At 70.2% G+C, this 26,452-nt stretch carries 24 protein-coding genes and 1 riboswitch; of the genes, 11 read left to right on the forward strand and 13 right to left on the reverse strand.

The window, feature by feature from the left end; translation table 11 throughout:
• The first annotated feature begins 118 nt into the window (after positions 1 to 118).
• Both SAVERM_RS20265 and SAVERM_RS20270 read left to right on the forward strand, forming a co-directional pair.
• Positions 119 to 475 carry an STAS domain-containing protein gene (locus SAVERM_RS20265; RefSeq protein ID WP_159045180.1) on the forward strand — a complete coding sequence of 119 codons (357 nt, stop codon included), beginning with the start codon at positions 119 to 121 and terminating at the stop codon, positions 473 to 475.
• 26 nt (positions 476 to 501) lie between these two features.
• The gene (locus tag SAVERM_RS20270; RefSeq protein ID WP_159028995.1) at positions 502 to 2,217 is read left to right on the forward strand and encodes a SpoIIE family protein phosphatase; all 1,716 of its coding nucleotides are present in this window, start codon (positions 502 to 504) and stop codon (positions 2,215 to 2,217) included.
• 94 nt (positions 2,218 to 2,311) lie between these two features.
• Here the strand turns inward: SAVERM_RS20270 and SAVERM_RS20275 are convergent, their stop codons facing one another.
• A complete protein-coding gene (locus SAVERM_RS20275) occupies positions 2,312 to 3,439 on the reverse strand; it encodes an NADH:flavin oxidoreductase (protein WP_010985360.1) in 1,128 nt (375 codons plus the stop codon).
• Between the two features lie 380 nt (positions 3,440 to 3,819).
• On the opposite strand from SAVERM_RS20275, the gene SAVERM_RS20280 reads away from it, so the two are divergent.
• Positions 3,820 to 6,318, forward strand: coding sequence for a phospholipase D-like domain-containing protein (locus tag SAVERM_RS20280; RefSeq protein ID WP_037644678.1), 2,499 nt, complete (start codon positions 3,820 to 3,822; stop codon positions 6,316 to 6,318).
• Positions 6,319 to 6,444: 126 nt separating this feature from the next.
• On the opposite strand, the gene groL is transcribed toward SAVERM_RS20280, so the two are convergent.
• The 4 genes from groL to thrC all read right to left on the reverse strand — a co-directional run bounded on the left by groL (position 6,445) and on the right by thrC (position 10,714).
• Positions 6,445 to 8,070 (reverse strand): chaperonin GroEL, encoded by a 1,626-nt coding sequence (gene groL / locus SAVERM_RS20285; protein WP_010985362.1) that lies wholly within the window; start codon positions 8,068 to 8,070, stop codon positions 6,445 to 6,447.
• A 334-nt stretch (positions 8,071 to 8,404) separates the two neighbouring features.
• A complete protein-coding gene (locus SAVERM_RS20290) occupies positions 8,405 to 8,611 on the reverse strand; it encodes a cold-shock protein (RefSeq protein WP_007493268.1) in 207 nt (68 codons plus the stop codon).
• Between the two features lie 453 nt (positions 8,612 to 9,064).
• Complete coding sequence (locus tag SAVERM_RS20295) at positions 9,065 to 9,340, reverse strand: MoaD/ThiS family protein (protein WP_010985363.1); 276 nt, start codon at positions 9,338 to 9,340, stop codon at positions 9,065 to 9,067.
• A 75-nt stretch (positions 9,341 to 9,415) separates the two neighbouring features.
• Positions 9,416 to 10,714, reverse strand: a complete 1,299-nt coding sequence (gene thrC, locus SAVERM_RS20300; RefSeq protein ID WP_010985364.1) for a threonine synthase — start codon at positions 10,712 to 10,714, stop codon at positions 9,416 to 9,418.
• 17 nt (positions 10,715 to 10,731) lie between these two features.
• A riboswitch (SAM riboswitch) is annotated at positions 10,732 to 10,878 on the reverse strand.
• A gap of 176 nt (positions 10,879 to 11,054) precedes the next feature.
• Between thrC and SAVERM_RS20305 the strand changes: the two genes are divergently transcribed.
• Positions 11,055 to 11,999, forward strand: coding sequence for a glucosyl-3-phosphoglycerate synthase (locus tag SAVERM_RS20305; protein ID WP_010985365.1), 945 nt, complete (start codon positions 11,055 to 11,057; stop codon positions 11,997 to 11,999).
• Positions 12,000 to 12,108: 109 nt separating this feature from the next.
• Positions 12,109 to 13,500 (forward strand): alpha,alpha-trehalose-phosphate synthase (UDP-forming), encoded by a 1,392-nt coding sequence (locus SAVERM_RS20310; RefSeq protein WP_010985366.1) that lies wholly within the window; start codon positions 12,109 to 12,111, stop codon positions 13,498 to 13,500.
• A gap of 43 nt (positions 13,501 to 13,543) precedes the next feature.
• Here the strand turns inward: SAVERM_RS20310 and otsB are convergent, their stop codons facing one another.
• From otsB to SAVERM_RS20325, 3 genes are all read right to left on the reverse strand, one after another.
• Positions 13,544 to 14,407 carry a trehalose-phosphatase gene (gene otsB / locus SAVERM_RS20315; protein ID WP_010985367.1) on the reverse strand — a complete coding sequence of 288 codons (864 nt, stop codon included), beginning with the start codon at positions 14,405 to 14,407 and terminating at the stop codon, positions 13,544 to 13,546.
• Positions 14,408 to 14,508: 101 nt separating this feature from the next.
• Positions 14,509 to 14,736 carry a DUF3263 domain-containing protein gene (locus SAVERM_RS20320; RefSeq protein ID WP_037644676.1) on the reverse strand — a complete coding sequence of 76 codons (228 nt, stop codon included), beginning with the start codon at positions 14,734 to 14,736 and terminating at the stop codon, positions 14,509 to 14,511.
• 99 nt (positions 14,737 to 14,835) lie between these two features.
• On the reverse strand, positions 14,836 to 16,065 hold the full coding sequence (locus tag SAVERM_RS20325; protein ID WP_042493327.1) for an extracellular solute-binding protein: 1,230 nt from the start codon (positions 16,063 to 16,065) through the stop codon (positions 14,836 to 14,838).
• Between the two features lie 159 nt (positions 16,066 to 16,224).
• On the opposite strand from SAVERM_RS20325, the gene SAVERM_RS20330 reads away from it, so the two are divergent.
• The 3 genes from SAVERM_RS20330 (at position 16,225) to SAVERM_RS20340 (ending at position 19,388) form a co-directional block, all read left to right on the forward strand.
• Positions 16,225 to 17,169 (forward strand): ROK family protein, encoded by a 945-nt coding sequence (locus tag SAVERM_RS20330; RefSeq protein WP_037644674.1) that lies wholly within the window; start codon positions 16,225 to 16,227, stop codon positions 17,167 to 17,169.
• Positions 17,169 to 18,314 (forward strand): N-acetylglucosamine-6-phosphate deacetylase, encoded by a 1,146-nt coding sequence (nagA, locus tag SAVERM_RS20335; RefSeq protein WP_010985371.1) that lies wholly within the window; start codon positions 17,169 to 17,171, stop codon positions 18,312 to 18,314. Before SAVERM_RS20330 ends, nagA begins: the two co-directional genes overlap by 1 nt.
• Positions 18,315 to 18,458: 144 nt before the next feature.
• On the forward strand, positions 18,459 to 19,388 hold the full coding sequence (locus tag SAVERM_RS20340) for a 1-phosphofructokinase (RefSeq protein ID WP_010985372.1): 930 nt from the start codon (positions 18,459 to 18,461) through the stop codon (positions 19,386 to 19,388).
• Between the two features lie 73 nt (positions 19,389 to 19,461).
• On the opposite strand, the gene SAVERM_RS20345 is transcribed toward SAVERM_RS20340, so the two are convergent.
• The gene (locus SAVERM_RS20345) at positions 19,462 to 20,412 is read right to left on the reverse strand and encodes a carbohydrate-binding protein (protein WP_010985373.1); all 951 of its coding nucleotides are present in this window, start codon (positions 20,410 to 20,412) and stop codon (positions 19,462 to 19,464) included.
• Between the two features lie 117 nt (positions 20,413 to 20,529).
• Positions 20,530 to 22,236: a diguanylate cyclase CdgB gene (gene cdgB / locus SAVERM_RS20350; RefSeq protein WP_010985374.1), complete on the reverse strand. Its 1,707-nt coding sequence runs from the start codon at positions 22,234 to 22,236 to the stop codon at positions 20,530 to 20,532.
• Between the two features lie 407 nt (positions 22,237 to 22,643).
• Between cdgB and SAVERM_RS20355 the strand changes: the two genes are divergently transcribed.
• On the forward strand, positions 22,644 to 23,222 hold the full coding sequence (locus SAVERM_RS20355) for a flavin reductase family protein (RefSeq protein WP_010985375.1): 579 nt from the start codon (positions 22,644 to 22,646) through the stop codon (positions 23,220 to 23,222).
• A gap of 178 nt (positions 23,223 to 23,400) precedes the next feature.
• Here the strand turns inward: SAVERM_RS20355 and arfB are convergent, their stop codons facing one another.
• Positions 23,401 to 23,829 (reverse strand): alternative ribosome rescue aminoacyl-tRNA hydrolase ArfB, encoded by a 429-nt coding sequence (arfB, locus tag SAVERM_RS20360; protein WP_010985376.1) that lies wholly within the window; start codon positions 23,827 to 23,829, stop codon positions 23,401 to 23,403.
• A gap of 194 nt (positions 23,830 to 24,023) precedes the next feature.
• Between arfB and SAVERM_RS20365 the strand changes: the two genes are divergently transcribed.
• Complete coding sequence (locus tag SAVERM_RS20365) at positions 24,024 to 24,599, forward strand: TerD family protein (protein ID WP_010985377.1); 576 nt, start codon at positions 24,024 to 24,026, stop codon at positions 24,597 to 24,599.
• A gap of 171 nt (positions 24,600 to 24,770) precedes the next feature.
• Here the strand turns inward: SAVERM_RS20365 and SAVERM_RS20370 are convergent, their stop codons facing one another.
• Together SAVERM_RS20370 and SAVERM_RS20375 are read right to left on the reverse strand one after the other, a co-directional pair.
• Positions 24,771 to 24,962 carry a DUF397 domain-containing protein gene (locus tag SAVERM_RS20370; RefSeq protein WP_037644672.1) on the reverse strand — a complete coding sequence of 64 codons (192 nt, stop codon included), beginning with the start codon at positions 24,960 to 24,962 and terminating at the stop codon, positions 24,771 to 24,773.
• Positions 24,959 to 25,813: a helix-turn-helix domain-containing protein gene (locus SAVERM_RS20375; RefSeq protein ID WP_010985378.1), complete on the reverse strand. Its 855-nt coding sequence runs from the start codon at positions 25,811 to 25,813 to the stop codon at positions 24,959 to 24,961. Before SAVERM_RS20375 ends, SAVERM_RS20370 begins: the two co-directional genes overlap by 4 nt.
• Before the next feature lie 219 nt (positions 25,814 to 26,032).
• On the opposite strand from SAVERM_RS20375, the gene SAVERM_RS20380 reads away from it, so the two are divergent.
• Complete coding sequence (locus SAVERM_RS20380) at positions 26,033 to 26,449, forward strand: ATP-binding protein (protein ID WP_010985379.1); 417 nt, start codon at positions 26,033 to 26,035, stop codon at positions 26,447 to 26,449.
• Positions 26,450 to 26,452: the final 3 nt, after the last annotated feature.

Genomic DNA, 26,452 nt, shown 5'->3' on the forward strand with positions numbered 1-26,452 from the left:
CGGGAACCCGTAGGAGCGCCGCCGGGCACCCGATGCCTCCTGGTGTGCCCGGCCCGGGTGCGACTATGGGGGGATTCCAGGGTGAGGAGGAACCACCGTGTTGGTTCCGATGTCCAGCGTGCGACGGTCCGAGGACCGCGGGAAATGGGCAGTGGTGGTCCTCACCGGCGAGGTGGACTGCGACCTGACGCCGGCGCTGCGTGAGGCGGTGGACTCCTTGACCGCCGAGGATCACGGACTGATCGTGCTGGATCTGGGACAGGTGTCGTTCATGGACTCCGCGGGCCTCGGCGTGGTGGTGTACGGGATGCGGCGTGCCGGGGCACTGGGCGGCAGGCTGCGGCTGGCGGGCCCCGGCGAGCAGGTCCGCGAGCTGCTGAGGCTGACCGGGCTGGACGCCGCCGTCGAGGTGTTCGGTGACGTCCCGGCGGCGTGCGCGTACGGCCCGACGCCCAAGGGCCTGGAAAGAATCTGAGGCCCAGGAGGGCAAAAATGGGCTGCGTGGAGAGTTCCCCGGGCGGGGACGAGGACTTCGACGCGAACGAGGCGTTGACGTCGGCGCTGTTCGAAGCCGTGGGCGCGGGCATGTACGCCGTGGACGGGCAGGGAAAGGTGATCGCCTGCAACCCGTGGGCGGAGCGGCTGCTGGGCTATGCGCCGGGCACGCTGCTCGGCGTCGACGCCCACCACACGCTGCACCCGATGGAAGGCGACGAGAACGGTCTGCCTGCCCAGCGGCCGGTCCTGGCCGACATCGTGCTCGGCAAGCGGATCAGCGGCGACCGGGCCGTGCTCTTGCGCGCCGATGGCACCCCCGTGCAGGTGTGGTGGTCCGCGGCTCCGCTGCCGGAGGAGATGGGATACGACAAGGGCGCGGTGGTCGTCTTCCACGACGCCTCCGCCAGACGTGCGCGGGACGGACGCCGCGCCCGGCGCTACGCGCACAGCGAGACCATGCGCGAACAGGCCGAGTACGACCTGTCGGAGATCACCTGGCTCAGCGAGCTGACGCTGGCCATGGTCAGCACCCTGGACGCGGACGAGGCACTGGGCCGGCTGGTACGGCAACTGGTGCCCCGCCTGGCGGACACCGCCCTGATCGACCTGACCGCCGGCCTCACGCGCCGGCGCGCCGCCGCCACCCACCACCTGCCCGGCGTCCTGCCCTCCGGACCGCACGACATCGGCGAGCCGTTGCCGGGCCATCCCGCCCACGACGCGGCACTGTCCCGGGTGTTCGGCGGCGCCGGCACGCAGCACCTGACCGCTCCGCTGCCGGCCGGACCCGCATATCCGGGAAGAGACCTGTTCGCGCTGGTGGACGCCCACGAGGCCCTCGTGGTCCCGTTGCGGCTGCGCGCCAGCACGTTCGGGGCCCTGACGCTGGTCCGCGCGCCGGCCAGCCCGCCGTTCAACGAAGCCGACCGGATCCTGGCCGAGGAAGTGGCCCGCCGCGCGGCACTCGGGCTGGACAACACCCGCCTGCACGCCGCCCAGGCCGACATCGCCGCCACCTTGCAGCGCGCCCTGCTCACCGACCTGCCCACCGTGCCGCGCCTGGAGCTGGCCGCCCACTACCAGCCCGCCCAGCGGGCAGCGGAAGTCGGCGGGGACTGGTACGACGCCTTCCTCCTGGAGGACGGCGACCTGGCCATGGCCATCGGCGACGTCACCGGACACGACATCCAGGCCGCCTCCCGCATGAGCGAACTGCGCAACATGCTCCGCGCCCTGGTCGTCGACCGCCCCGAGGAAAACCCCGGCCAGATCCTGCGCCGCCTGGACACCGCCCAGGCCCGTCTGACCCTCGCCGACTCCGCCACCGCCATCCTCACCCGCCTGCACCCCACCGCGGACGGAACCTGGGACCTGGCCTGGTCGGTCGCCGGCCACCCCCCACCCCTGCTGATCACCGCCGACGGCACGGCCACCTACCTCACCGGCCCCCGCGCCATGCTGCTGGGAGTCAGGCCCACCGCGGAGCGCCCCACCGCCCACACCCGTCTGCCCGGCGGAGCCACCCTCCTGCTCTACACCGACGGCCTGGTCGAATCCCGCGCGCAGCCGTTCGACGTCGGCATGACCCGCCTGCGCCAGTACGCCACCACCCACCGCCAGCTGCCTCTGCACCGGCTCTGCGCCCAGCTCGCGCACGACCTCGGCGACACCCGCGACGACATCACCCTCATCGCCGCCCGCACGCCCCCCACCGCCTGACCTCCGGGCCCGCACCGCCACCTTGTAGCACGCCCGAGGGCGGTACCCCCGGGTGCCGGGAATACCGCCCTCGTCGTACCGCGAACAGCTCGGCTCAGTGCAGCGTCTTCAGCGAGGACGCGTCGTACGCGGCCAGCTCGGAGAACCGTCCGGCCAGTACCTTCGCCGCCCACTCCGGGTCCTGGAGCAGGGCGCGGCCGATGGCGACCAGGTCGAACTCCCCGGACTCCAGACGGTCCAGGAGGTCGTCGATGCCCCGCACGGTGGAACCCTCGCCCTGGAAGGCCTTGAGGAATTCGCCGTTCAGGCCGACCGAGCCGACCGAGATGGCGGGCTTCCCGGTGATCTTCTTGGTCCAGCCGGCCAGGTTGAGGTCGGAGCCGTCGAACTCGGGCTGCCAGTAGCGGCGCGTGGAGGCGTGGAAGGCGTCCACTCCCGCCGCCGCCAGCGGGGCCAGGATCGCCTCCAGCTCCTCCGGGGTCTCGGCGAGGCGGGCGTCGTACGCCTGCTGCTTCCACTGCGAGTAGCGGAAGAGCACGGGGAAGGAGGGGGAGACCGCCGACCGGACCGCGGCCACGATCTCCGCCGCGAACTTCGTCCGGGCCACCGGGTCGCCACCGTAGGCGTCGGTGCGGCGGTTGGTGCCCGCCCACAGGAACTGGTCGATCAGATAGCCGTGCGCGCCGTGCAGTTCCACGCCGTCGAAGCCGATGCGCTCGGCGTCGGCCGCCGCCTTCGCGAACGCCTCGATGACGTCGTCCAGGTCCTGCTGGGTCATGGCCTTGCCGGTGACCTCGGCGCCCTCGGTGCCTATGCCGGACGGGCCGACCGGCGGGGCGTCCGCGAACGGCGGCTCGCCCGCGCCGCGCACCATGCCGATGTGCCACAGCTGCGGCACGATCGTGCCGCCGGCGGCGTGCACGGCGTCGGCGACCTTCGACCAGCCGGCCAGCTGCTCCTCGCCGTGGAAGCGCGGAATGCTGTCGCTCTGCCCGGCCGACTCGTGCCCCACGTACGTGCCCTCGGTGACGATCAGGCCGACACCCGCGGCGGCGCGGCGGGCGTAGTACGAGGCCACGTCCTCACCGGGGATGCCGCCGGGGGAGAACTGCCGGGTCATCGGCGCCATCACGATCCGGTTCGGGACGGTCAGGCCGTTGAGGGTGACCGGCCGGGACAGGATCTGTGCGGCGCGGTCGGTGGCATCGGTGGTGACGGTCACGCGGGGCTCCTCGGAACGGGGAAAAAGAGGGCATGAGATATGTGCGTATGCATCAACCCCAACCGCCCCGCGTACCCCCGCATTCCTTCCTACGGCCCCGGCCCGTGTGATCCCGGATACGCTCGCGGGCTCCCCCACCCACTCAGGCGGACAGTCCCACTCACACCCGCCGCCCACCGGCCGCAGCTGCACGTAACCGCCCTCGCGCCCCATGACCTGGCCGAGGCGCCCGTCCCGTACGTCGGCCGCGGACGATCACCCGACCCTGGTCCCCGTCCGCGACTCCAAAACCCCCACGGCCCGAAGCTCCCGTGAAGAGCGGTTCACGCCTGTCTATAAGGTGTGATCGCTTCGAACACCGTGCGAACAAAAGGACCCTGATGGGCAGACACATAAGACGGATGGCGGCCCTCGCCGCGCCCCTGGCGCTCGGCGCGACACTGCTCGCTCCGGCCACCGCCCAGGCGGAGACCGTGGTCTCCGGGAACTACACATCGGTCTTCAACTACCCCAAGCCCACGACCTACGACTCCTCGATCAACACCTCGGTCGGCGACCTGATCGACCTCGCGGCTCCCAGCTCGACCCTGTACATGGGCATGTACTGGTTCAACAGCTCGGACCTGCGGGCGAAGCTCACCGCCGCCCAGACCCGCGGCGTCACGCTGCGCATCATCTCGGAGTCGGCGAACCGGCCCAGCAGCGACCTGGACAGCCTCGCGCTGACCGGCAACTCCACCCTCACCTGGTGCTCCCGCGGCTGCCTGGGCAACGGCTCGGGTGACACGAACGCGATCGACCACGACAAGTACCTCGTGCTCGACTCGCTCACCGACGGACGCAAGAACGTCGTCTGGCAGGCCTCGCAGAACCTCGCGGGCGGCCAGGACGGCGAGATCAACAACGCGGTCGTCGTGTCCGGCAACGCGACCCTCGCGTCCCGGTACCGCGCGCACTTCAACGACCAGGTGAAGCACGCCGGCGACAGCCTGCACACGACGTACGACTACTCCACCGGCGACCCGAGCTCCCCGGTCGAGGCGTACTTCTCCCCGCGCGACACCGCCTCGGACGCCGCCCACTACGGCAACGCCGACATCCTCGCCTCGTTCATCGACCAGGTCGACTGCTCGAACGACGGAAAGATCAGGATCTCGGCCGCCGAACTCGACCAGCGGACCACCCGCCCGGCCGTCTACGACGCCCTGGCGACGAAGCGGTCCCAGGGATGCAGCGTCGACGCGAACGCCCGCGACCTCAGTGACGGCGGCGGCAACGACGGCATCAACGACCTGACCGCCCTCGACATCGCGGCCTACGGCAACCGCCCCGGCGGCTGCCGCTACAAGACCTCCGCAGGGGCCTCCTGCAACCACGGCACCACCCACTCCAAGTACCTGCTGACGGAGTGGAAGAAGAGCGACGGCACCCAGGTCCAGCACGTGTACACGGGCTCCCACAACTGGACCGCGGGCTCGCTGAAGACGAACGACGAGACGATTCTGCGCATCGACGACGCGGGCACCTACCAGGCCTACGTCGCCAACTTCAACAAGGTGCGCGCGAGCGCGGTCGACCTCGACGCCGCGAAGTACGGCTCGACGTCGCAGCACTACTCCCGGGTCAACGTGAACGCGAACGGCGACCAGCACTACAGCGCCGTCGCCTCCGGCGGCACCTCGTCCGTCTACACCGCGGTGGCCTACGAGCAGGGCGACCGGCACGACTCCTCGGACAGCGAGCTGGGCACCGACGTGTACCTGCGCCTGTACAAGGACGGTGCGCCGCTGTGGGACGAGAAGCTGCTGAGCAACGGCAACACCGGTACCGGCACGACCTGGTCGCACCAGAAGCCCGACGTCGGCGTGGACGACCAGGGCAACGCGATCGTCGTGTGGGCCAAGGACGACGACGGCAACAAGTACGCCGACATCGCGGTGCGCAAGGTGACCCCGGACGGCACGGTCACCACCCTGCCGCGTCCGCACGCCTCCGGTGACGGGGACCAGCTGCGGCCGACGGTCGCGGTGGCCGGCGACGGCTCCTACAGCGTCGCCTGGGAGAACACGGCCGACGGCTCGACCCTCAACCAGGTGTACGCGAGCAGTTGGTCCGCGACCGGCGCGCTGCGCTACCAGGACGTCCAGGTCAGCACGATCAACTCCGGTGCGGCCGGATCGAACCGGCGGCCCGACGCGGCGATCGACAACGCCGGGAACACCGTGATCGCCTGGGAGGAGGACGCGGACGGCAACGGCGGCCTCAACATCGGTGTCGCCAAGCTCAACACCTCGGGCGGCTTCACCGTGGCCCGCAAGGTGGGCAACTCCCTCACCGACGGACAGCAGACCAAGCCCGCGGTGGCCTCCGCCGGTGACGGCCGGTTCGTCGTGGCCTGGACGGACGAGTACACCACGGGCGCGGGCACCCTGGTCCGGCCGCAGCGGATCAACCAGCGCTTCTTCTCGGCGGCCGGCAGCCCCGCGGCGGCGGACCAGCGGACCACCGAGGACGGCACGAGCAGCGGTCCCTACGTCGACGGCAAGCGGCCGATCTCCGACCAGACGGACGCCGATGTCACGGTCGCCGACGACGGCACCTTCGTCGTCGCGTGGAAGGAGGCCTTCGACGTGCTCGTCGGCAACCCGGCCACCCTGTACGCGGGCAAGGACGACGTGTGGGCCCGCGGCTTCAACGCCGACGGCACGACGACCGGCAGGTTCCCCGCCACCCGGATGAACGTGGTGACCGGCGGCGGCCAGGGCGGCCCGGCCGTGGCCGTCGCTTCGAACGGCCGGCTCGCGCTGACGTACTCGGACGACTACGACGGCAACGGCCACAACGAGATGCGGCTGCGCGACGCGTTCAGCAACTCCTGATCACCTGTCCCGCCGCGGCCCGGGCGGCCGCGGCGGGAGAGCGTGAACGCCCGAGGGCGGCACCCCCTGGAATGGGAGTGCCGCCCTCGGTCTCGTACTGCGACGAACCGCTGATCCGCGAAGGGATCAGAAGTCCATGTCACCGCCCGGCATGCCGCCCGGAGCGCCGCCCGCGGCGGCCTTCTCCGGCTTGTCGGCGATGACGGCCTCGGTGGTCAGGAACAGCGCGGCGATGGAGGCGGCGTTCTGCAGGGCAGAGCGCGTGACCTTCGCCGGGTCGATGATGCCTTCGGCGATCATGTCGACGTACTCACCGGTCGCGGCGTTCAGGCCGTGGCCGACGGGCAGGTTGCGCACCTTCTCGACGATGACGCCACCCTCGAGACCACCGTTGACGGCGATCTGCTTGAGCGGGGCCTCCAGGGCGAGCCGCACGGCGTTGGCGCCGGTCGCCTCGTCACCCGTGAGCTCCAGCTTCTCGAAGACCGAGGAAGCCTGGATGAGGGCCACGCCACCACCGGCGACGATGCCCTCCTCGACGGCCGCCTTCGCGTTGCGAACGGCGTCCTCGATGCGGTGCTTGCGCTCCTTGAGCTCGACCTCGGTGGCGGCACCGGCCTTGATGACGGCCACGCCGCCGGCCAGCTTCGCCAGACGCTCCTGGAGCTTCTCGCGGTCGTAGTCCGAGTCGGAGTTCTCGATCTCGGCACGGATCTGGTTGACCCGGCCGGCGACCTGGTCGGCCGAGCCGGCGCCGTCGACGATCGTGGTCTCGTCCTTGGTGATGACGACCTTGCGGGCGCGACCGAGCAGGTCGATGCTCGCGTTCTCCAGCTTGAGGCCGACCTCCTCGGAGATGACCTCGCCGCCCGTGAGGATGGCGATGTCGCCGAGCATGGCCTTGCGGCGGTCACCGAAGCCCGGAGCCTTGACGGCGACGGACTTGAAGGTGCCACGGATCTTGTTGACGACCAGGGTCGACAGGGCCTCGCCCTCGACGTCCTCGGCGATGATCAGCAGCGGCTTGCCCGACTGCATGACCTTCTCGAGGAGCGGGAGCAGGTCCTTGACGGAACTGATCTTGGAGTTGGCGATCAGGATGTACGGGTCGTCGAGCGACGCCTCCATACGCTCCATGTCGGTGGCGAAGTACGCCGAGATGTAGCCCTTGTCGAAGCGCATACCCTCGGTGAGCTCGAGCTCCAGACCGAAGGTCTGGGACTCCTCGACGGTGATGACGCCTTCCTTGCCGACCTTGTCCATCGCCTCGGCGATGAGCTCGCCGATCTGGGTGTCGGCGGCGGAGATGGAGGCCGTCGAAGCGATCTGCTCCTTGGTCTCGACATCCTTCGCCTGCTCGAGCAGGGCACCGGAGACGGCCTCGACGGCCTTCTCGATACCGCGCTTGAGAGCCATCGGGTTGGCGCCGGCGGCTACGTTGCGCAGGCCCTCGCGGACGAGCGCCTGGGCGAGGACGGTCGCGGTGGTCGTACCGTCACCGGCGACGTCGTCCGTCTTCTTGGCGACTTCCTTGACCAGCTCGGCGCCGATCTTCTCGTACGGGTCCTCGAGCTCGATCTCCTTGGCGATGGAAACACCATCGTTGGTGATCGTGGGGGCGCCCCACTTCTTCTCGAGGACGACGTTGCGGCCCTTGGGGCCAAGGGTGACCTTGACGGCGTCGGCGAGCTGGTTCATCCCGCGCTCGAGACCGCGCCGTGCCTCCTCGTCGAACGCGATGATCTTGGCCATGTGAAGTGGTCCTCCCGGACTGGGGTGGATTGCTCCGGACCGCGCTGGCGCCCGCGACGGACGGCCTGCCTGCCCCGTGGTTCCTTGCACCACCTGGCCTGCGGGCCTCACCGACCCGGTCCTTCGTTATCACTCTCACCTTCAGAGTGCTAACGCCAATGATTAGCACTCGCCCCTGCCGAGTGCAAGCGGCTCCAGGCAATCCGCAGGTGAACGCACCTGTGCGCCCCACACGTGCGCAGGCGCTCCGGACGCCCCGGGGCAGACCGAAGGGCCCGTACCCCGGAGGGGATACGGGCCCTTCGTCACGTCGAACAGTCAGTCGGCGCGTGCTTCAGCCGGTCGCCAGTCGGACCATGTCCGCCTGCGGCCCCTTCTGGCCTTGCGAGATCTCGAAATCGACCCGCTGACCCTCTTCCAGGGTGCGGTAGCCGTCCATCTGAATCGCGCTGTAGTGGACGAATACATCCGCACCACCGTCGACCGCGATGAAGCCGTACCCCTTCTCCGCGTTGAACCACTTGACGGTGCCCTGAGCCATGCCTAACTCCCCTATTACTGGCCCTTGCACAGGACCGCACTTCGCGGACCCGGGTCAGACCTCACCCCCCAATGGCTTGGGGGTGTGCGCCGGAACGCGTCGACCGCGGCTGAATGTATCTGTCCAACTGCCCTCTGCAACAGGTCAATCGGACGAGAATTCTGGGTCTGGCCGATCGGGAATATGCGGAGAATTCGCAAAGATTCAGGGCAAGTCGGGCCCCATAAATGCCGTATAAGGCTTAAAAGGGTGGGGCACTTTGGCTGTTTCTTGTCGGGCTTCGGATGAGAACTCATATGCATCCGGCAAGAAGAGCGAGGCGACTTCCCCAACTGTACCGTGCTCAACCATGCAGAATTGCCCCCTCCGTTTCTCTCACGGAGGGGGCAATTCGATGAACTCTCGGTAACCGGCGTTACCGACGGTAATAACCGGGCGCCGAACCGGTATCGGTCAGCCGCCGGCGACGGCCGGGATGATCGAGACTCCGGCGCCGTCCGGCGTCACCGTCTCGAGGCCCTGCTCGAAGCGCACGTCGTCGTCGTTCACGTACACGTTGACGAAGCGGCGCAGCTTGCCCTGGTCGTCCAGGACGCGGGCCGCGATGCCCGTGTGGTTCTTCTCCAGGTCGGCGATGACCTCGGCGAGGGTCGCGCCCTGGGCCGGGACCTCGGCCTTGCCGCCCGTGTAGGTGCGCAGGATGGTCGGGATGCGGACGTTGACGCTCATGCGGTGTGACCTCCGGTCGGGTACACGGGAAGGGCTGTTCTCAAGCTGCGGACTGGTGGGGGCCGGTCGCGCCGTTCACGCGAGGCCGGCTTCCCGGAAGGAGTCCAGGCTGGGACGAATGGTCGCGGTCAGCCCGGTCCCGGCCACCGCGTCCAGGGTCTTGAGGCCGTCACCGGTGTTGAGGACGACCGTCGTGAGGGTGGGGTCGAGCAGACCGCTCTCGATCAGTTTCTTGGCCACACCCACCGTCACGCCACCCGCGGTCTCCGCGAAGATGCCCTCGGTCCGTGCGAGCAGCTTGATCGCGTCGACGATCTGCTCGTCGTTCACGTCCTCCACCGCACCGCCCGTGCGGCGCGCGATGTCGAGGACGTACGGGCCGTCGGCCGGGTTGCCGATGGCCAGCGACTTGGCGATGGTGTTCGGCTTCTGCGGCCGCACGACGTCCTGGCCGGCCTTGTAGGCGACGGACACCGGCGAGCAGCCCTCGGCCTGCGCGCCGAAGATCTTGTACGGCTTGTCCTCGACCAGCCCGAGCTTGATCAGCTCCTGGAGCCCCTTGTCGATCTTCGTGAGCTGGGAGCCGGAGGCGATGGGCACCACCAGCTGGTCCGGCAGCCGCCAGCCGAGCTGCTCGCAGATCTCGTACGCCAGCGTCTTGGAGCCCTCGGCGTAGTACGGCCGCAGGTTGACGTTGACGAAGCCCCAGCCCTCGCCGGCCGGGTCGCCGATCAGCTCGGAGCAGAAGCGGTTCACGTCGTCGTAGTTGCCCTCGATGCCGACGAGCTCGCCGCCGTAGACCGCGGCCATGACGACCTTGCCCTGCTCCAGGTCGTGCGGGATGAACACGCAGGAACGGAAGCCGGCGCGGGCGGCGGCGGCGCCCACCGCGCCGGCCAGGTTGCCGGTGGAGGAGCAGGAGAGGGTGGTGAAGTCGAAGGCGCGGGCGGCCTCGATGGCCTGGGCGACGACGCGGTCCTTGAAGGAGTGCGTCGGGTTGCCGGAGTCGTCCTTCACGAAGAGCTTGCCGGCGTCGACACCGAGCTCACGCGCCAGGTTGTCGGCCTGGACGAGCTTGGTCCAGCCCGGGTTGATGTTGGGCTTCTCGGCGACGTCCGCCGGGACCGGCAGGAGCGGCGCATAGCGCCAGATGTTCGCGGGGCCCGCCTCGATCTGCTTGCGGAGTTCCTCGGTGTCGTAGCCCGAGAAGTCGTACGCGATCTCCAGCGGGCCGAAACACTCGTCGCAGGCGAAGACCGGACCGAGGGGCACGCGGTGGCCGCACTCGCGGCAGGAAAGCGCGGCGGCCGGACCGAGGTCGACGGAGTTCGCGGGGGAGGTGACGGAGGTACTTGCGACAGTCTGCGCAGCCATGGAGGCGAGGCCCTTTCTCCTCATCTTCCTCACGACGCACTTCGCCGTGAGACGGATTTGGCACCTTCCCGAGCCGGGAGCCTCGCCACATCAACGTGACAAGACCGGCTGGAGGGTTGCCGGGGCTTCATCGGGCCGTATCCCTCTGCCCCTCTGGATGAGCGGTATTCGGTTGTTTGACTGTGGAGCACTGTGCGCGCCGATGATCGAGGACATGCGATGGTCATCCGCGTTGTTCAAGACTGTAACCGAAGGCCAGGACAGTTGAGATAGTCGTCCGAACAGCGAGATGGATCACGCGCTGATGCGAGTGTGTGATCAGACAGTGAGGAGCCGCAGAGTGCTGAACGAAGTCGAGCGCTGGCTGAGCACCCGCTCCTGGTCCCTGACCGATCGCCCGCTCCACAAGATCATGGCCGCGAAACGCTCCTCGGGCTCCTCGGTCAGCGTCGTGCTGCCCGCGCTGAACGAGGAGGAGACGGTCGGCGAGATCGTCGCCGTCATCCGGCACGACCTGATGCACCAGGTCCCGCTCGTCGACGAGATCGTCGTGATCGACTCGGGCTCGACGGACCGCACCTCCGAGGTGGCCGCGGCCGCGGGCGCCCGGGTCGTGCACCGCGACGAGATACTCCCGCGGCTGCCGGCCGTGCCCGGCAAGGGGGAGGTCCTGTGGCGCTCCCTCCTGGTCACCAGCGGTGACATCGTCTGTTTCATCGACGCGGACCTGAAGGAGTTCTCGTCGGACTTCGTCTCCGGCATCGTGGGCCCGCTGCTCACCGACCCGGGCGTCGACCTCGTGAAGGCGATGTACGACCGGCCGCTGGGCGGCGCGGCGGGCCAGGGCGGCCGGGTGACCGAGCTGATGGCCCGGCCGCTCCTCAACATGCACTGGCCGCAGCTGGCCGGCTTCGTCCAGCCGCTCGGCGGCGAGTACGCGGCCCGCCGCTCGCTGCTCGAACAGCTCCCGTTCCCCGTCGGGTACGGCGTGGAGCTGGGGATGCTCGTCGACGCCCTCCACCTCGTGGGCCTCGACGCGCTCGCCCAGGTCGACGTCGGCGTGCGCAAGCACCGCCACCAGGACGGCCAGGCGCTCGGCCGCATGGCCGCGGCGATCTACCGCACCGCCCAGCTGCGCCTGGCCCGGGGTCACCTGATCCGCCCCGCGCTCACCCAGTTCGAGCGCGGCGAGGACGGTTTCGAGCCGCGCACGTACTCGGTGGACACGGAGGAACGGCCGCCGATGGCGGAAATCGCCGAGTACGCGCGGCGGAAGGCCGCGTAGCCCGCGCCCCCGCGGGGGCGCGGGGCCGTCCCGCGCGAGGTCGTATACGACGCCGCATACGGCCGAAGGGAACGTTTGAGCGTTTCCGACCCGGGCTAGATTTCGAGGCATGGCTTCCACCCGAGGTGCCCAGATCCTCGTCGCGTCCAACCGCGGCCCGGTCTCGTACACGCTGGACGAGACCGGCACGCTGACCAGCAAGCGCGGCGGCGGCGGGCTGGTGTCCGGACTGTCGGCCATCGGCCCCGACGCGGGCGCCCTCTGGGTGTGCTCGGCGCTCGGCGAAGGCGACCGCGAGGCGGTGCGGCGCGGAGTCGGCGAGCCCGGCGTACGGATGCTGGACGTCGACGCAGAGGTCCACGCGGACGCGTACAACGGCATCGCGAACTCGGTCCTGTGGTTCGTCCACCACATGCTGTACCAGACGCCGCTGGAGCCGGTCTTCGACGCGGAGTTCCGGCGCCAGTGGGCGGCCTACGAGACGTACAACCACGCCTTCGCCGCGGCGCTGGCCGAGGAGGCGGCCGAGGGCGCCGCGGTCCTCGTCCAGGACTACCACCTGACGCTGGTCCCGCGGATGCTCCGCGAACTGCGCCCCGACCTGCGGATCGGCCACTTCTCGCACACGCCGTGGGCCCCGTCGGAGTACTTCCGGATGCTGCCCGACGACATCGCGGCGCAGGTGCTGGGCGGGATTCTGGGCGCCGACCGGGCCGCGTTCCTCACCCAGCGCTGGGCGGACGCGTTCACGGACTGCTGTCACGCCGTGCTGGGCCCCGGGATTCCCTCCGGTACCCGGATCGGCGTGCACGGCCTGGGCGCGGACGCGGACTTCCTGCGGGAGCGGGCGCACCGGCCGGACGTCGAGGAGCGGATGGCGGCGCTGCGCGAGGAGGTCGGCGAGGGCCGGAAGACGATCGTGCGGGTGGACCGTACGGAGCTGTCGAAGAACATCGTGCGGGGTCTGCTCGCCTACCGGGAGCTGCTGGCGTCGCGGCCGGACTGGCGCGAGCGGGTCGTCCACGTCGCCTTCGCCTACCCGTCCCGCCAGGACCTGGCGGTCTACCGGGACTACACGGCCGCCGTGCAGCGCCTCGCGGACGAGATCAACGCGGAGTACGGGACGCCGGGCTGGACCCCGGTCGTGCTGCACGTCAAGGACGACTTCGCGCGCTCCCTCGCCGCGTACCGGCTGGCGGACGTGGCCCTCGTGAACCCCATCCGCGACGGCATGAACCTGGTCGCCAAGGAGGTCCCGGTCGTCTCCGACGAGGGCTGCGCGCTGGTGCTGTCCCGGGAGGCGGGCGCGTACGAGGAGCTGGGCGAGGACGCGATCACGGTGAACCCGTACGACGTCGTGGGTACGGCCGTGGCCCTCCACGAGGCCCTCTCGATGCCGGCCGGCGAGCGCGCCGAACGCACGAAGCGGCTGGCCGGGGCGGCGACGGCACTGCCCCCGGCCCGCTGGTTCCTGGATCAGCTGCACGCACTGGACACCTGAACCGGACCCGGGGCGCAGCCGACGGCGTACGCCCCGGGACCGGTCAGCCGAGGCGGGCCGCCAGCGCGTAGAGCAGGCTCACGACTCCGGGCGGGCCGTCGACGACCAGGTCGGCCCGTTCGGCCAGTTCGGTGACCTCGGAGCTGCCGCTGCACACCAGCAGCCCCGGTACGCCGTCCGAGCGGAGTTTGTCGACGGCGGCGAAGGCGGGGAGGTCGCCGAGGTCGTCGCCGGCGTACATGACGGCCTCCGCGCCGGTCTCCCGCGCGTACTCCAGGAGGGCGACGCCCTTGTCCATGCCGGGCGGGCGCAGCTCCAGGACCATGCGGCCGGGTTCGACGATCAGACCGTGGCGGGTGGCGAGGTCGGTGAGGGGTTCGCGCAGGGCCTCGAAGGCGGCCTGGGGGTCGGTGGCGCGGCGGGTGTGCACGGCGACGGCCCGGCCCTTCTCCTCGATCCACGTGCCCTGCCAGGCGCCGATCCGATCGAGGAAGCCGGGGAGTTCCGCGCGGACGGCGGCGACGCCGGGGTGCGGGGCGGGGGCCTTGACGGTGCCGCTGACGGCGTCCCAGCGTTCGGCGCCGTAGTGGCCGAGGACGACGAGGTGCTCCAGGCCGGGGACGCCCGCGAAGCCGCCGTAGCGGACGGCGACACCCGCCGGGCGGCCGGTGATCACCGCGACGGAGGCGACCTTCGGGGCGAGGGCCGCGAGAGCGGGGACCGCGTCGGGGTGCGCGCGGGCCTGATCGGGGTCGGGGACGATCGGGGCGAGCGTCCCGTCGAAGTCGAAGGCGAGAACGGCCCGGCCGGGCCGGGCGAGGATGGCGTCGAGACCGTCGCGCCCGGCCGGGGTCGCGGGCGTCGGCAAAGAGTCCCTGGAGTCCGTGGAGTCCGTATGGCTGCCCATACTCCGACCCTATCCGCGACGGGGCGCGCGCACGCATGGCTCACGCGCGCCCTCATGGCTCAGGGACCTCACGGGGCACGGATGCGCCGGGGCCCCTGTCGTCAGCGCTCCGCGCGGCGGTTCTCGCGGACGCGGCGCAGGCGGTTGACCGTCACCGGGTCGTGGGCGAGGGCGCGGGGGTCGTCCAGGAGGGCGTTGAGCAGCTGGTAGTACCTGACCGGTACCAGGCCCAGCTGCTCGCGTATCGCCCGCTCCTTGGCGCCGGGGCCGCCGAAGCTCCGGCGCTCAAGGGCGAGGACGGCCTGTTCCCGCGGGCTGAGCTCTTCCATGGACGACATGACTGCCAAGGTAACGGCCGGGACCGACAGGCCCCCCGGCGGCGGGGCCCGCGCCCGGGCTCCGGCGGTCGTCCACTCCGCGGTGTCCGACTACTCCGCGATGTCCGACGTGTCCGCCGCGTCCGCCGTGCGCTGGAGCTGCCCCAGGATCGCCGCCGGGTTGCCGCTCGGGCTCACGGCCTTGCCGATCTGCTTCTTGATGTCGGCACTGACGCTCGCCCAGGACGTCTTGCCGACCGGGTACAGCTGGGAGGTCGGGAGTTCCTCCAGGAAGGGACCCATGTCGGCGTCGTCCTTGTCCGCGGCCATCGCCTCCGACGCCGAGTTGGTGACCGGCAGCAGGTCGTACTCGTGGGAGAAGGCGAGCACGTTCTTCTCGTTGTAGACGAAGTCGAGGAAGTCGCCGATCTGCTGCTTGTGGCCGTTCTTGCGGAACGCCGTCATCCAGTCGGCGACGCCCATCGTGGCCTTGGGCCCGCTGTCGACCCCGGGCATCGGCACCATGCCGAACTTCACGCCCTTCTTCGCGGCCATCTTCATCAGCGTCGGATGGCCGCTCAGCATGCCGACCTCGCCCCGCGTGAACGCGGCGAACGCGGCCGCCCGGTTCAGCTTCGCCGGCGCGGTCGGGCCGGTGAGGCCCTTCCCCACCAGCTCGTCCTTCAGCCAGGCGAACGTGGCGACGTTCTGCGCGGAGTCGAGGTTGTAGGTGCCGACACTGCTCAGATAGCCGTCGCCGCCGCTCAGCAGCCACTGCATCGTCTCGGCCTGCGCCTCTTCCGGCCCGAGCGGCAGCGCGTACGGGGTCTTGACGCCGGCCGCCTTGAGCGCCTTCGCGTCGGCGGCCAGCTCGTCCCAGGTCTTCGGCGCGCCGGTGATGCCCGCCTGGGCGAAGAGCTTCTTGTTGTAGAAGAGCAGGCGCGTGGACGCCGCGAACGGCATGCCGTACTGCACCCGGTTCAGCTGCCCGGCGGTGCTCAGTTCCGAGACGAAGTCGGCCTGGACGGGGATGGAGAGCACGTCGTCGGCGGTGTACAGCTTGCCGGCGGCCGCGTAGTCCGCGTACGCCCCGATCTGCGCCATGTCGGGCGCCTTGCCGGCCGCGACCATCTCCTTGACCTTGCGGTCGACGTCGTTCCACGAGTAGACGCTGACCTCGACCTTGATGCCGGGGTGCTTCGCCTCGTACTCCTTGACCAGCGTGTCCCAGTACTTCTGGGAGCTGTTCGCCGACGAGTCGCCGTAATCCGCGGCCACCAGCTTCAGGGTCACGTCGCCGGAGTCCTCCGAGCTGCCGCAGCCCGCGAGTGTCGCTGTCATACCCAGTGCCGACAACACCGCGATCAAACCTGTCGTACGCCGCTGCACTTGCTCTTGCCCCAAACCCTGGTGTCTCACATGCCGATACAAATCAGCTATAAGGTCTACACCACGTAAGTGGACTAGACCTCTTCCGGGTCTACGCGCCACACTGTCCCCGTGAGACATGTCATCGCCCTCGATGTGGGCGGCACCGGGATGAAGGCCGCCCTGGTCGGGGCCTCGGGCGAGCTGCTGCACCAGGCCCGCCGGGCGACCGGGCGGGAGCGCGGTCCGGACGCCGTGGTCGACACCGTCCTCGGCTTCGCGGCCGAACTGCGCGCGTACGGCGAGCGTCATCTCGGCGAACCCGCGGCCGCCGCCGGCGTCGCCGTCCCCGGCATCGTCGACGCCGGCCGCGGCCTCGCCGTCTACGCGGCGAACCTCGGCTGGAGCGACGTACCCATGCGCAAGCTCCTCGGCGAACGGCTGCACGGCGTCCCGGTCGCCCTCGGCCACGACGTGCGCACCGGCGGTCTCGCCGAGGGCCGGATCGGCGCGGGCCGGGGCACCGACCGCTTCCTGTTCGTGGCGCTGGGCACCGGCATCGCGGGCGCCATCGGCATCGACGGCACGGTGGAGGCGGGCGCGCACGGCTTCGCGGGCGAGATCGGCCACATCGTCGTACGCCCCGGGGGGACTCCCTGTCCGTGCGGGCAGTACGGCTGCCTGGAGCGGTACGCCTCCGCCGCGGCGGTCAGCCAGGCCTGGGCACAGGCCTCCGGGAACCCGGACGCGGACGCGGCGAGCTGCGCGCAGGCCGTGGAGTCGGGCGACGAGCGCGCCGTACGGGTCTGGCGCCGGGCCGTGGACGCGCTCGCCGACGGGCTGGTCACCGCGCTCACCCTCCTGGACCCGCGCACCCTGATCATCGGTGGCGGGCTCGCCGAGGCGGGGGAAACCTTGTTCACACCGCTGCGCGCGGCCATGGAACGCCGCGTCACCTTCCAGAAGCTGCCGGCCCTCGTCCCCGCGGCCCTCGGGGACACGGCCGGATGTCTCGGCGCCGGGCTGCTCGCCTGGGACCTGCTCTCGACCCATGACTCTCCGGAGGTAACCGCCTGATGGCCACTAGCAACGTGCTCGCCGGTGCCCGGGTGGTGCTGCCCACGGGGATCGTGGACGGCGGCCGGGTGATCGTCGAGGGAACGCGCATCGCGGGCGCCTCCTCCGAGGACGCCCCGGTCGTGGACCTGTCCGGCCACTGGCTGGTCCCGGGCTTCGTCGATCTGCACAACCACGGCGGCGGCGGCGCGTCCTTCACCTCGGGCACCGCCGAGGAGGTTCTCCGGGGCGTCCACACCCACCGCCTGCACGGCACCACCACCGTCGTCGCCTCCACCGTCACCGGCGAGATGGACGTGCTGGCCCAGCGCGCGGGGCTGCTCTCCGAGCTGGCCGAGCAGGGCGACATCGCCGGCATCCACTTCGAGGGCCCGTTCATCTCGCCGTGCCGCAAGGGCGCCCACTCCGAGGAACTGCTGCGCGACCCGGACCCGGCCGAGGTCCGCAAGCTGATCGACGCGGCGCGCGGCAGGGCGAAGATGGTCACGCTGGCCACCGAACTGCCGGGCGGCATCGACTCCGTACGCCTGCTGGCCGAGCACGGGGTGATCGCCGCGATCGGGCACACGGACGCGACGTACGAGCAGACGGTGGAGGCCATCGACGCGGGTGCGACGGTCGCCACGCACCTGTTCAACGCGATGCCCGCGCTCGGCCACCGCACGCCGGGCCCGATCGCCGCCCTCCTGGAGGACGAGCGGATCACGGTCGAGCTGATCAACGACGGTACGCATCTGCACCCGGCCGCCCTCCAGCTGGCGTTCCATCACGCGGGCGCCGGCCGGGTCGCGTTCATCACGGACGCGATGGACGCGGCGGGCTTCGGCGACGGCCGCTATCTGCTCGGCCCGCTGGAGGTCGAGGTCAGTGAGGGCGTGGCGCGGCTGATGGAGGGCGGTTCGATCGCGGGCTCGACGCTCACGCTGGACCGCGCCCTCAAGCGGGCGGTCACCGTCGACGGGCTGCCGGTCGAGGACGCGGTGGCGGCCCTGTCCGCCAACCCGGCCAGGCTGCTCGGCGTGTACGACCAGGTGGGCTCGCTGGAGCCCGGCAAGGACGCCGACCTGGTGGTTCTTGACGCGGAGTTCACGCTCAAGGGCGTGATGCGCAAGGGCGAATGGGTGGTCGATCCCCAACTGGGGTGATTCATCCACTGGTTGAATGCGGCGGTCGGCCGGGGGACTGGGCCGACCGCCGTCTCCTTTGGCATGATCGAGCCTCCGCAACCGCTGCCGACAGGCGCATCCTGAGAAACGGCTGCGCAGACGAACTTCGAGGGAGGTCGGCCGGTGATCCTCACGGTCACGCTGAACACCGCTCTCGACATCACCTATCGCGTACGGGCGTTGACGCCGCACGCCTCGCACCGGGTGACCGAGATGGCCGAACGGCCCGGCGGCAAGGGCCTGAACGTGGCCCGCGTGCTGGCCGCCCTCGGCCACGAGGTGACGGTGACGGGTTTCACGGGCGGGGCGACGGGCCGCGCCCTGCGGGAGCAGCTCGCGCACACGCCGGGGGTGGTGGACGCGCTCGTGCCGGTCGGCGGCGCGACCCGGCGCACGATAGCGGTGGTCGACGAGACGACCGGTGACACGACTCAGCTCAACGAGCCGGGGCCGACCGTGACGCCCGCCGAGTGGGCCGCCTTCCAGGAGGCGTACGGGGAACTGCTGCGGTCCGCCTCGGCGGTGGCCCTGTGCGGCAGTCTGCCGCCGGGGGTGCCGGTGGGGGCGTACGCCGGTCTGGTCCGCGCCGCACGCGCGCAGGCGGTGCCCGTACTCCTGGACACCAGCGGCGAACCGCTGCGGCGCGGGGTGGCGGCGCGGCCCGACATCGTCAAACCGAACGCCGAGGAGCTGGCCGAACTCACCGGCTCGCACGAGCCGTGGCAGGCCACGCGCGACGCCCGACGTCGCGGGGCGAACACGGTGGTGGCTTCGCTGGGTGCCGAGGGCCTGCTGGCCGTGAACGCGGAGGGCCACTGGCGGGCCACCCCGCCGCACCGGGTCCGGGGCAATCCGACGGGGGCGGGCGACTCGGTGGTCGCGGGCCTGCTGTCGGGCCTGGTGGACCAGCTGCCGTGGCCCCGGCGCCTGGCCCGGGCGGTGGCCCTGTCCGCGGCGACGGTGCTGTCCCCGGTGGCGGGCGAGTTCGACCGCCGGACGTACGAGGAGCTCCTGGACCGGGTCGCGGTGACGGGGGACGCCACCGCGGCGTAGAACCGCCGGACCGCCGGAACCAACGGACCGCTGGAACCGCCGGCCGGGCCGTGGCCCGGCCTCCTGCGGCGGACTAGTCCTTGACCTTGCCTGCCTTCAGCCACAGCTGGTCCAGGAGGATGTTGCACTTGTCGCCGTCCTGGCAGGAGATCGAGATCGTGTTGGTGCCCTTGGTGAGCGTGGGCCACGCGTAGGTCTTCATCCAGCCCTTCGCGGGGTCGGTGGCGCCCGTGAAGTTGCCCAGGTTCAGCTTGCTGCCGAACGTCTTGTTGTTGACCGTGACGGTCATCGACTGGTTCTCGCCGACGACGTTGTAACGCGCGAAGACGGTGTAGAGGCCGTCCTTGGGGATGCCGTTGACGGTCCAGGTGACCTGGGCGCCGACGGTGCTGAGACCCGACACGTAGATCCCGCCGTCGGCCTTGGCGCCCTCGACGTCCGACGCGGTCGTCGCGCCGCCGTCCAGCTTCAGCGCCTTGGCGTCGATGGTGGGCAGCTTGCCGGCCTCCGGCGACTTCTGGCCGGCCGACTTGCTCGGCTCCGCGCTCTGGGCGGCCGTGGGGGTCGAGCCCGCCTCGCTGCCGTTCTTGTCGTCGTCCGAGTCGCCGCCGACCATGACGACGGTGATGCCGATCACCACGGCGGCGACCACGGCGATCGCGCCGATCAGCAGCCCCTTGGTGTTGGGGCCCCGGCCCCGCCCGCCGCCCACCGGCGCCTGCCGGGAGGTGACCGCGCCGCCGGGCACGGTCTCGGGCGCCGCGTAGTGCGCGTTGGGCTGGCCGTACCCCGGCTGCTGCTGCCCGTAGGTCCCCTGCTGCGGGACCTGGCCGTACGCGGCGGTGGCGTTCTGCTGGCCGTACTGCCGCTCACCCACCGCCCGCACCCGGTTCACCGAACCCGGGTAGCCGTAACCGCCACCACCGCTGGGCGGGGTGGCTCCGTTGGCCTGACCATCGGCGTAGAGATAGCCGAACGGGTCGTCGTCCTCGGGCGTGCTCGCGCCGTTGTTGCCGGGCGTCATCCCTTGGTACTCCTCAGCGGTGCGGGTTCAGATGGGTGCGTGGATGAATGGCGAGCCTACCCGCTCCCAGGGGGTCAAACAGGTGGCCTTCACCTCATCAACCCACTGACCTGGTACTTACCCCGCACGTCGATGCTGTTTGGGACGAGACCGTTTCTCCACGTACATCCGCTCGTCAGCGGATTTCAATACCTCGTCCGCCGTCATGCCGCAGTGTGCCCATCCGATGCCGAAGCTGGCGCCGACGCGCATCGTGCGGCCGTCGACCCGGACCGGCTGGATGATCTCGTTGCGCAGCCGCACCGCGAGGTCCTGGGCATCGGCCCGGCCGAGCCCGTCGGCGAGGACTACGAACTCGTCGCCGCCGAGCCGGGCGACCGTGTCCCCGTCCCGTACCGCCCCGCTCAGCCGTCTGGCGACCTCGATCAGCACGGCGTCGCCGGCGTTGTGCCCGAAGCGGTCGTTGATCGACTTGAAGCCGTCGAGGTCGCAGAAGAGGACCGCGAGCCCCTTGGTCCCGTCGTCGGTCTGCCCCTCGGGGGCGACGGTGTGGACGTGGTGGTCGAAGGCGTCGTACGGCCCCGGCCCCTGGGTGAAGTCGAACCCGTGTCCGTGCCCCGGCTGCTCTCCGTGTCCGCTCGTGTCGTACGCCGCCGGGTGCTCCGTCGTGTACTGGCCGTGCGCGTAGGCCGCGTCGAGGGACTCGACGGCGCCCAGCTCCGCGGACTGCGGGCGCCGGCACAGGCGGGCGGAGAGGCGGGAGCGCAGCTCGGCGGAGTTCGGCAGCCCGGTGAGGGAGTCGTGGGAGGCGCGGTGGGCGAGCTGGAGCTCGCGGCGCTTGCGCTCCTCGATGTCCTCGACGTGCGTGAGCAGGAAGCGCGGACCGTCGGCGGCGTCCGCGACGACCGAGTTGCGCAGGGACACCCAGACGTAGGTGCCGTCGCGCCGCCCGAGCCGCAGCTCGGCCCGGCCGCCCTCGGCGGAGGTGCGCAGCAGGGTGCCGATGTCCTCGGGGTGGACGAGGTCGGAGAACGAGTAGCGGCGCATCGCCGAGGCGGGGCGGCCCAGGAGGCGGCACAGGGCGTCGTTGGTGCGCAGTATTCGCCCGTGCTGGTCGCCGCCCATCTCGGCGATGGCCATGCCGGAGGGCGCGTACTCGAAGGCCTGCCGGAACGACTCCTCGCTGGCGCGCAGGGCCTGCTGCTCGCGCTCCAGCCGGACCAGGGCGCGCTGCATGTTCGCTCTGAGACGGGCGTTGCTGATCGCGATCGCGGCCTGGAACGCGTACATCTGGAGAGCCTCGCGCCCCCACGCGCCGGGCTTGCGGCCGTTGCGCGGCCGGTCGACGGAGAGCACGCCGATCAGCTCGCCGCACGAGGCGCCCTGGACGCCGGGGGTGTACATCGGCGCGAAGAGCCGGTCGGAGGGGTGCCACTCGTCCTCGAAGCGGGGCTCGGGGCCGTCGGTGTACCACTGCGGTACGTCGTCCTCGTCGAGGACCCAGCCCTCGGTATGCGGTATGAACCGCAGGTCGCCCCAGGCCTCACCCATGTCGAGGCGGCGGTCCCAGGAGACGCGGGAGCCGACGCGGCCGGTGATCAGTGCCTCGGCGGCGGAGTTGCCGGCGAAGGCGGCGACCACGAGGTCGCCGTCCGGGCGTACGAGGTTGACACAGGCCAGCTCGTAGCCGAGGCCGTTGACCACGCCGTCGGCGACGGTCTGCAGCGTGTCCGCCAGGCTCCGCGCGGTGTTCATGTCCGCCATGACCTGATGCAGCTGCCGCAGGGTCGTAAGGCGGACGTACGGCTCCGACTCGGTCTCCATTCGCCCTCCCCTCGAGACCTCGCAGCAACTCCAGGGACTCTTCGGCGTACTTCTCGCGTACTTCTGCGTTCTACGGTTCTCTCAGCGTCCCCGCCACTGAATCACAGCGCGCTCCCCACTCGGTACACAGGGTCAACAAAATATGGCACCTGTGACTCAAGTCACAGAAGAAGATGAACATTTGAGTAGAGTTTCTGCGTTTCCCTTGTGCGTTTACTGAACACAATTCAGGTCTCTGTGCAGACCCTGTGACCATAAGCGTTCATACGTTTCCGTTCGCACATGATGACCTGGGTCCTGGGACCCGGTACCACGCCGGTACTACGACGGTCCTAGGACCCGGTACTACGACTCGGATCGGGCCTTGGTCCGATGTGGTCCTCGGCGCCGGAGACTAGCGTTTCGGCGTGCTGAACACTCCCCCTGCCCTACCTCCCGCCGCCGTACCCGCCGCCCCTCCCGTGCATGCTGAGGGGGTGAGCAACGACGAGTTCCGCGCCGCCATGTCCCGGCTGGCCGCGGGTGTGGTCCTGGTGACCGCGCACGAGCCCGCGCTGGATCCGGACGGCCCGGGCGGCGAGGACATCGGCATGACGGCGACCGCGTTCGTGTCCGTGTCCTTGGACCCGCCGCTGGTCATGGTCAGCCTGCGCGAGGGCTCCCGCATGGACGACCTGCTCGCCGAACAGCCCCTGTGGGCCGTCTCCGTGCTCTCCGACAACCAGCGGCACATCGCGGGCCGCTTCGCGATGAAGGGCCGCATCAGCGACCGTCTGCTGTTCCAGGACATCCCGTACGTCCGCGGGGAGGCCGCCGGGGCACTCCTGGTGGGCGGCGCCCTGGCGACCCTGGAGTGCCGCACGGAACAGCGGGTGGCGGCCGGCGACCACACGCTCGTCATCGGCCGCGTTCTGACGGCGGACGTACCGGGCGCGGACGGCGGACCGCTGGTGCATTTCCGGGGACGGTACCGGCACTTGGAGTAATCGGCACCCGGAGCAATCGACGCCGGGCGCAATCGGCGCTGGGCGTAGTGCCGGGCGTAATCGGCGCCGGGCGTATTCGGCGCCGGGATCGGCGCCAGGAGTAATCGGTGCTTGGGGCAGGGCGACCGGTGCGTGGGCCGGCCCCGCCTCCTCACTTCTCGGTGAGCGTCGGTGGGCGCTATCCCCAGTCGCGACCCGTGCGTCCGCGCTTGGTGTCGGAGCGCTGCTTTTTCTCGCGCAAACGCCGCTCATTGATGCCGCGCGGAATGCGGGTCGCCCGCCGGGGCTTCGGCGGCGGCGCGGACGCCTCGGCCAGCAGGGAGGCGAGCCGTACGGCCGCCGTCTCCCGGTTGCGCCACTGCGACCGGTGTTCGGAGGCGCGGACGCTGATGACTCCGTCGACGAGCCGCCCGGCCAGCTTGGCGAGGGCCCGCTCCTTCCACACCGGCGGGAGCGCCTCGGTCTTCGCGAGGTCGAAGCGCAGCTCGACCTGCGAGTCGCTGGTGTTGACGTGCTGCCCACCGGGCCCGGAAGACCGCGAGAAACGCCACATGAGCTCGGCCTCGGGCAGGGAGACGGAGCCGCGGATGACGTAGGGACCGGACATGGGTCCATGGTCGCGCGTATGTCCGGTTCACGTCACCAGGTTTTCGCACGGGCCCTTGGCAAAGAAAGTAAAGAGACCCGGAACCTCAGGTACCCCCCTCGGCGTTCATAGGGGTAGCTGTAGCTTCGTGGCCGTACGAAGCCCATACGTACGGGCACAGCGCACGTACGCAACGAGGGAAGGGACTCCCAACAATGGCTGTAAGCCTGTCCAAGGGTGGCAACGTCTCGCTCACCAAGGAGGCTCCGGGCCTGACCGCCGTCACCGTGGGCCTCGGCTGGGACGTCCGCACCACCACGGGTACCGACTTCGACCTCGACGCCTCGGCCATCGCGGTCAACCCCACGGGCAAGGTCTACTCGGACGCCCACTTCGTCTTCTTCAACAACAAGCAGACCCCGGACCAGACCATCGTTCACACCGGCGACAACCGCACGGGCGAGGGCGCGGGCGACGACGAGGCGATCAACGTCAACCTGGCGGGCCTCCCCGCCGACGTCGACAAGATCGTCTTCCCGGTCTCCATCTACGACGCCGAGAACCGCTCGCAGAACTTCGGCCAGGTCCGCAACGCGTACATCCGCATCGTCAACCAGGCCGGCGGCGCGGAGATCGCCCGCTACGACCTGTCGGAGGACGCGGCGACGGAGACGGCGATGGTCTTCGGCGAGCTGTACCGCAACGGCGCGGAGTGGAAGTTCCGCGCGGTCGGCCAGGGCTACGCCTCGGGCCTGGTGGGCATCGCCCAGGACTTCGGCGTCAACGTCTGACGTCCGCCTGCGGCACGCTGAACAAGCAACGGCCGCCTGCCCGGGGAGATCTTCCCGGACAGGCGGCCGTGCCGTTTGTCCGCGGCCCTCACCGGAACTGGGCCGGCGTTCTCCGCCGACCCCGCCGTCACTGACAAGAGGCGGAGCTGAGCGCCCTCTGACGGCGAGCCTCTACCGCCTGCTTTTGCAGTGACGTATCAGGGCCAGCAATCCCCCAGGGGCCAGGGCGATTACGTCGCCGGGGGCGTCGCTCTCGCGGAGGAGGAGGTGGGGTTCGGCGTCAGCGAGTTCGATGCAGTTTTCGGCGTCGATCCCCGAGAAGGATGACTTCTGCCACTGCGTGGGCATGCCTGGACCTCTCATAGTTCTCTTGCGATCCGGTGGATGAGCTGCGCGGACTCCAACTCGCTCAGCGACGACCGCTCGGCGGTGTCGAGCATCCCCACGTACCTCTTGAGTTGGGCGGCCGCAGTGATGAAGACGCCACCCACAGGACTGTCCATCTGAACCGTGTCGAGTTGCGGCACAACTCCCCCCGCGTACAGCAGCGGATACGTCGCCTCGACGAAATCCTCGCAGGTGAACGGGATGACTCGCACTGTCACTGTCGGCCACTCAGATGCTTCGAGCAGATATTCAAGCTGCCCCTTGGCGACCTTGCGGCCGCCGAAGCGCATACGCAGCGCCGCTTCGTGAACGATGACTCGGAACGGGGGCGGAGTATCCCGATCGAAGATGCTCCGGCGTTTCAACCGAAACTCCACACGTGCGTCCACTTCCTCGGCCGGAAGTGGTGGCGTAGCGCTTCGGTGGATCGCCCGAATGTAGTCCTCGGTCTGGAGGATGCCGGGCACGGTCATCACCGCGACTGTGCGCAAGTACGTTGCGTGGTTCTCCAGTTCACCGATGTCCAGGAACCCGGGCGCGAGCACTCCTCGGTACTCGTCCCACCAGCCCTGGCCGCGTGACTCGCGAGCGATGGCGCACAGCGCCTCGATCAGATCCCGGTCGTCGCAGGCGTAGAACACCGCCAGCCGCCGGATCCGTTCCTCGCTGATGCCGATGCGGCCCGCCTCTATGTGGCTGATCTTGGCCTGGTCGGTCGAGAGCAGGCCGGCCGCCTCACGGGCCGTCTTCCCTGCGAGCTCACGCAACTTCCGCAGCTCAGCGCCCAATCGGGCCTGTCGGGCGGTTGGAATGTCTCTTGGCGGCATGGTTCCTTCCCCTTCGGCATCCGAGTCTGCCGGGTCACGCGCCACGGGTCCACTCACTCGGGTGAACCTCACGGACAACCTTGCCCCGTGGCAATCATGCCACTACCTTCGAACGCAACGCGCGGCACGCCAGTGAACCCGCAGAGCAGTCACCCACCGGTGCCCGAGCCACGGTGGCCCACCGCGCAACCCCCCGACAGCAACCAGGAGTTGAAAGCCATGAACGCCACCCTCATCACCCCGGGGACCTACCACCTCACCACCCCCAACTCCCCCCTCACCCCCAAGATCTGCCGCGACACCGTCGCCATACTCCTCGCCACGAACGGCCACGCCCCCGGTCTCGCCGACACCGCTCGCACCCTCGTCTCCGAGCTCGTCACCAACGCCGTACTCCACACCGCCTCGCCCACCATCGACATGGAGACGGCCGTGCTGAGCGACGGCGTACGGGTCGCGGTGTACGACGACAGTCCGGCCGCGCACCTGGAGCCGCTCGCCCCCGCCTGGGACGGGGAGGGCGGGAGAGGATTACTCCTCGTGCAGGCCCTGGCGCAGGCGTGGGGTGTCGCCACGGCGCGCCCCTACGGCCGTAAGCACGTCTGGTTCGAGCTGCGGAGCGGTAGCGGCGGCTAGCCT

Source organism: Streptomyces avermitilis MA-4680 = NBRC 14893 (genome assembly GCF_000009765.2).
Classification (GTDB): domain Bacteria; phylum Actinomycetota; class Actinomycetes; order Streptomycetales; family Streptomycetaceae; genus Streptomyces; species Streptomyces avermitilis.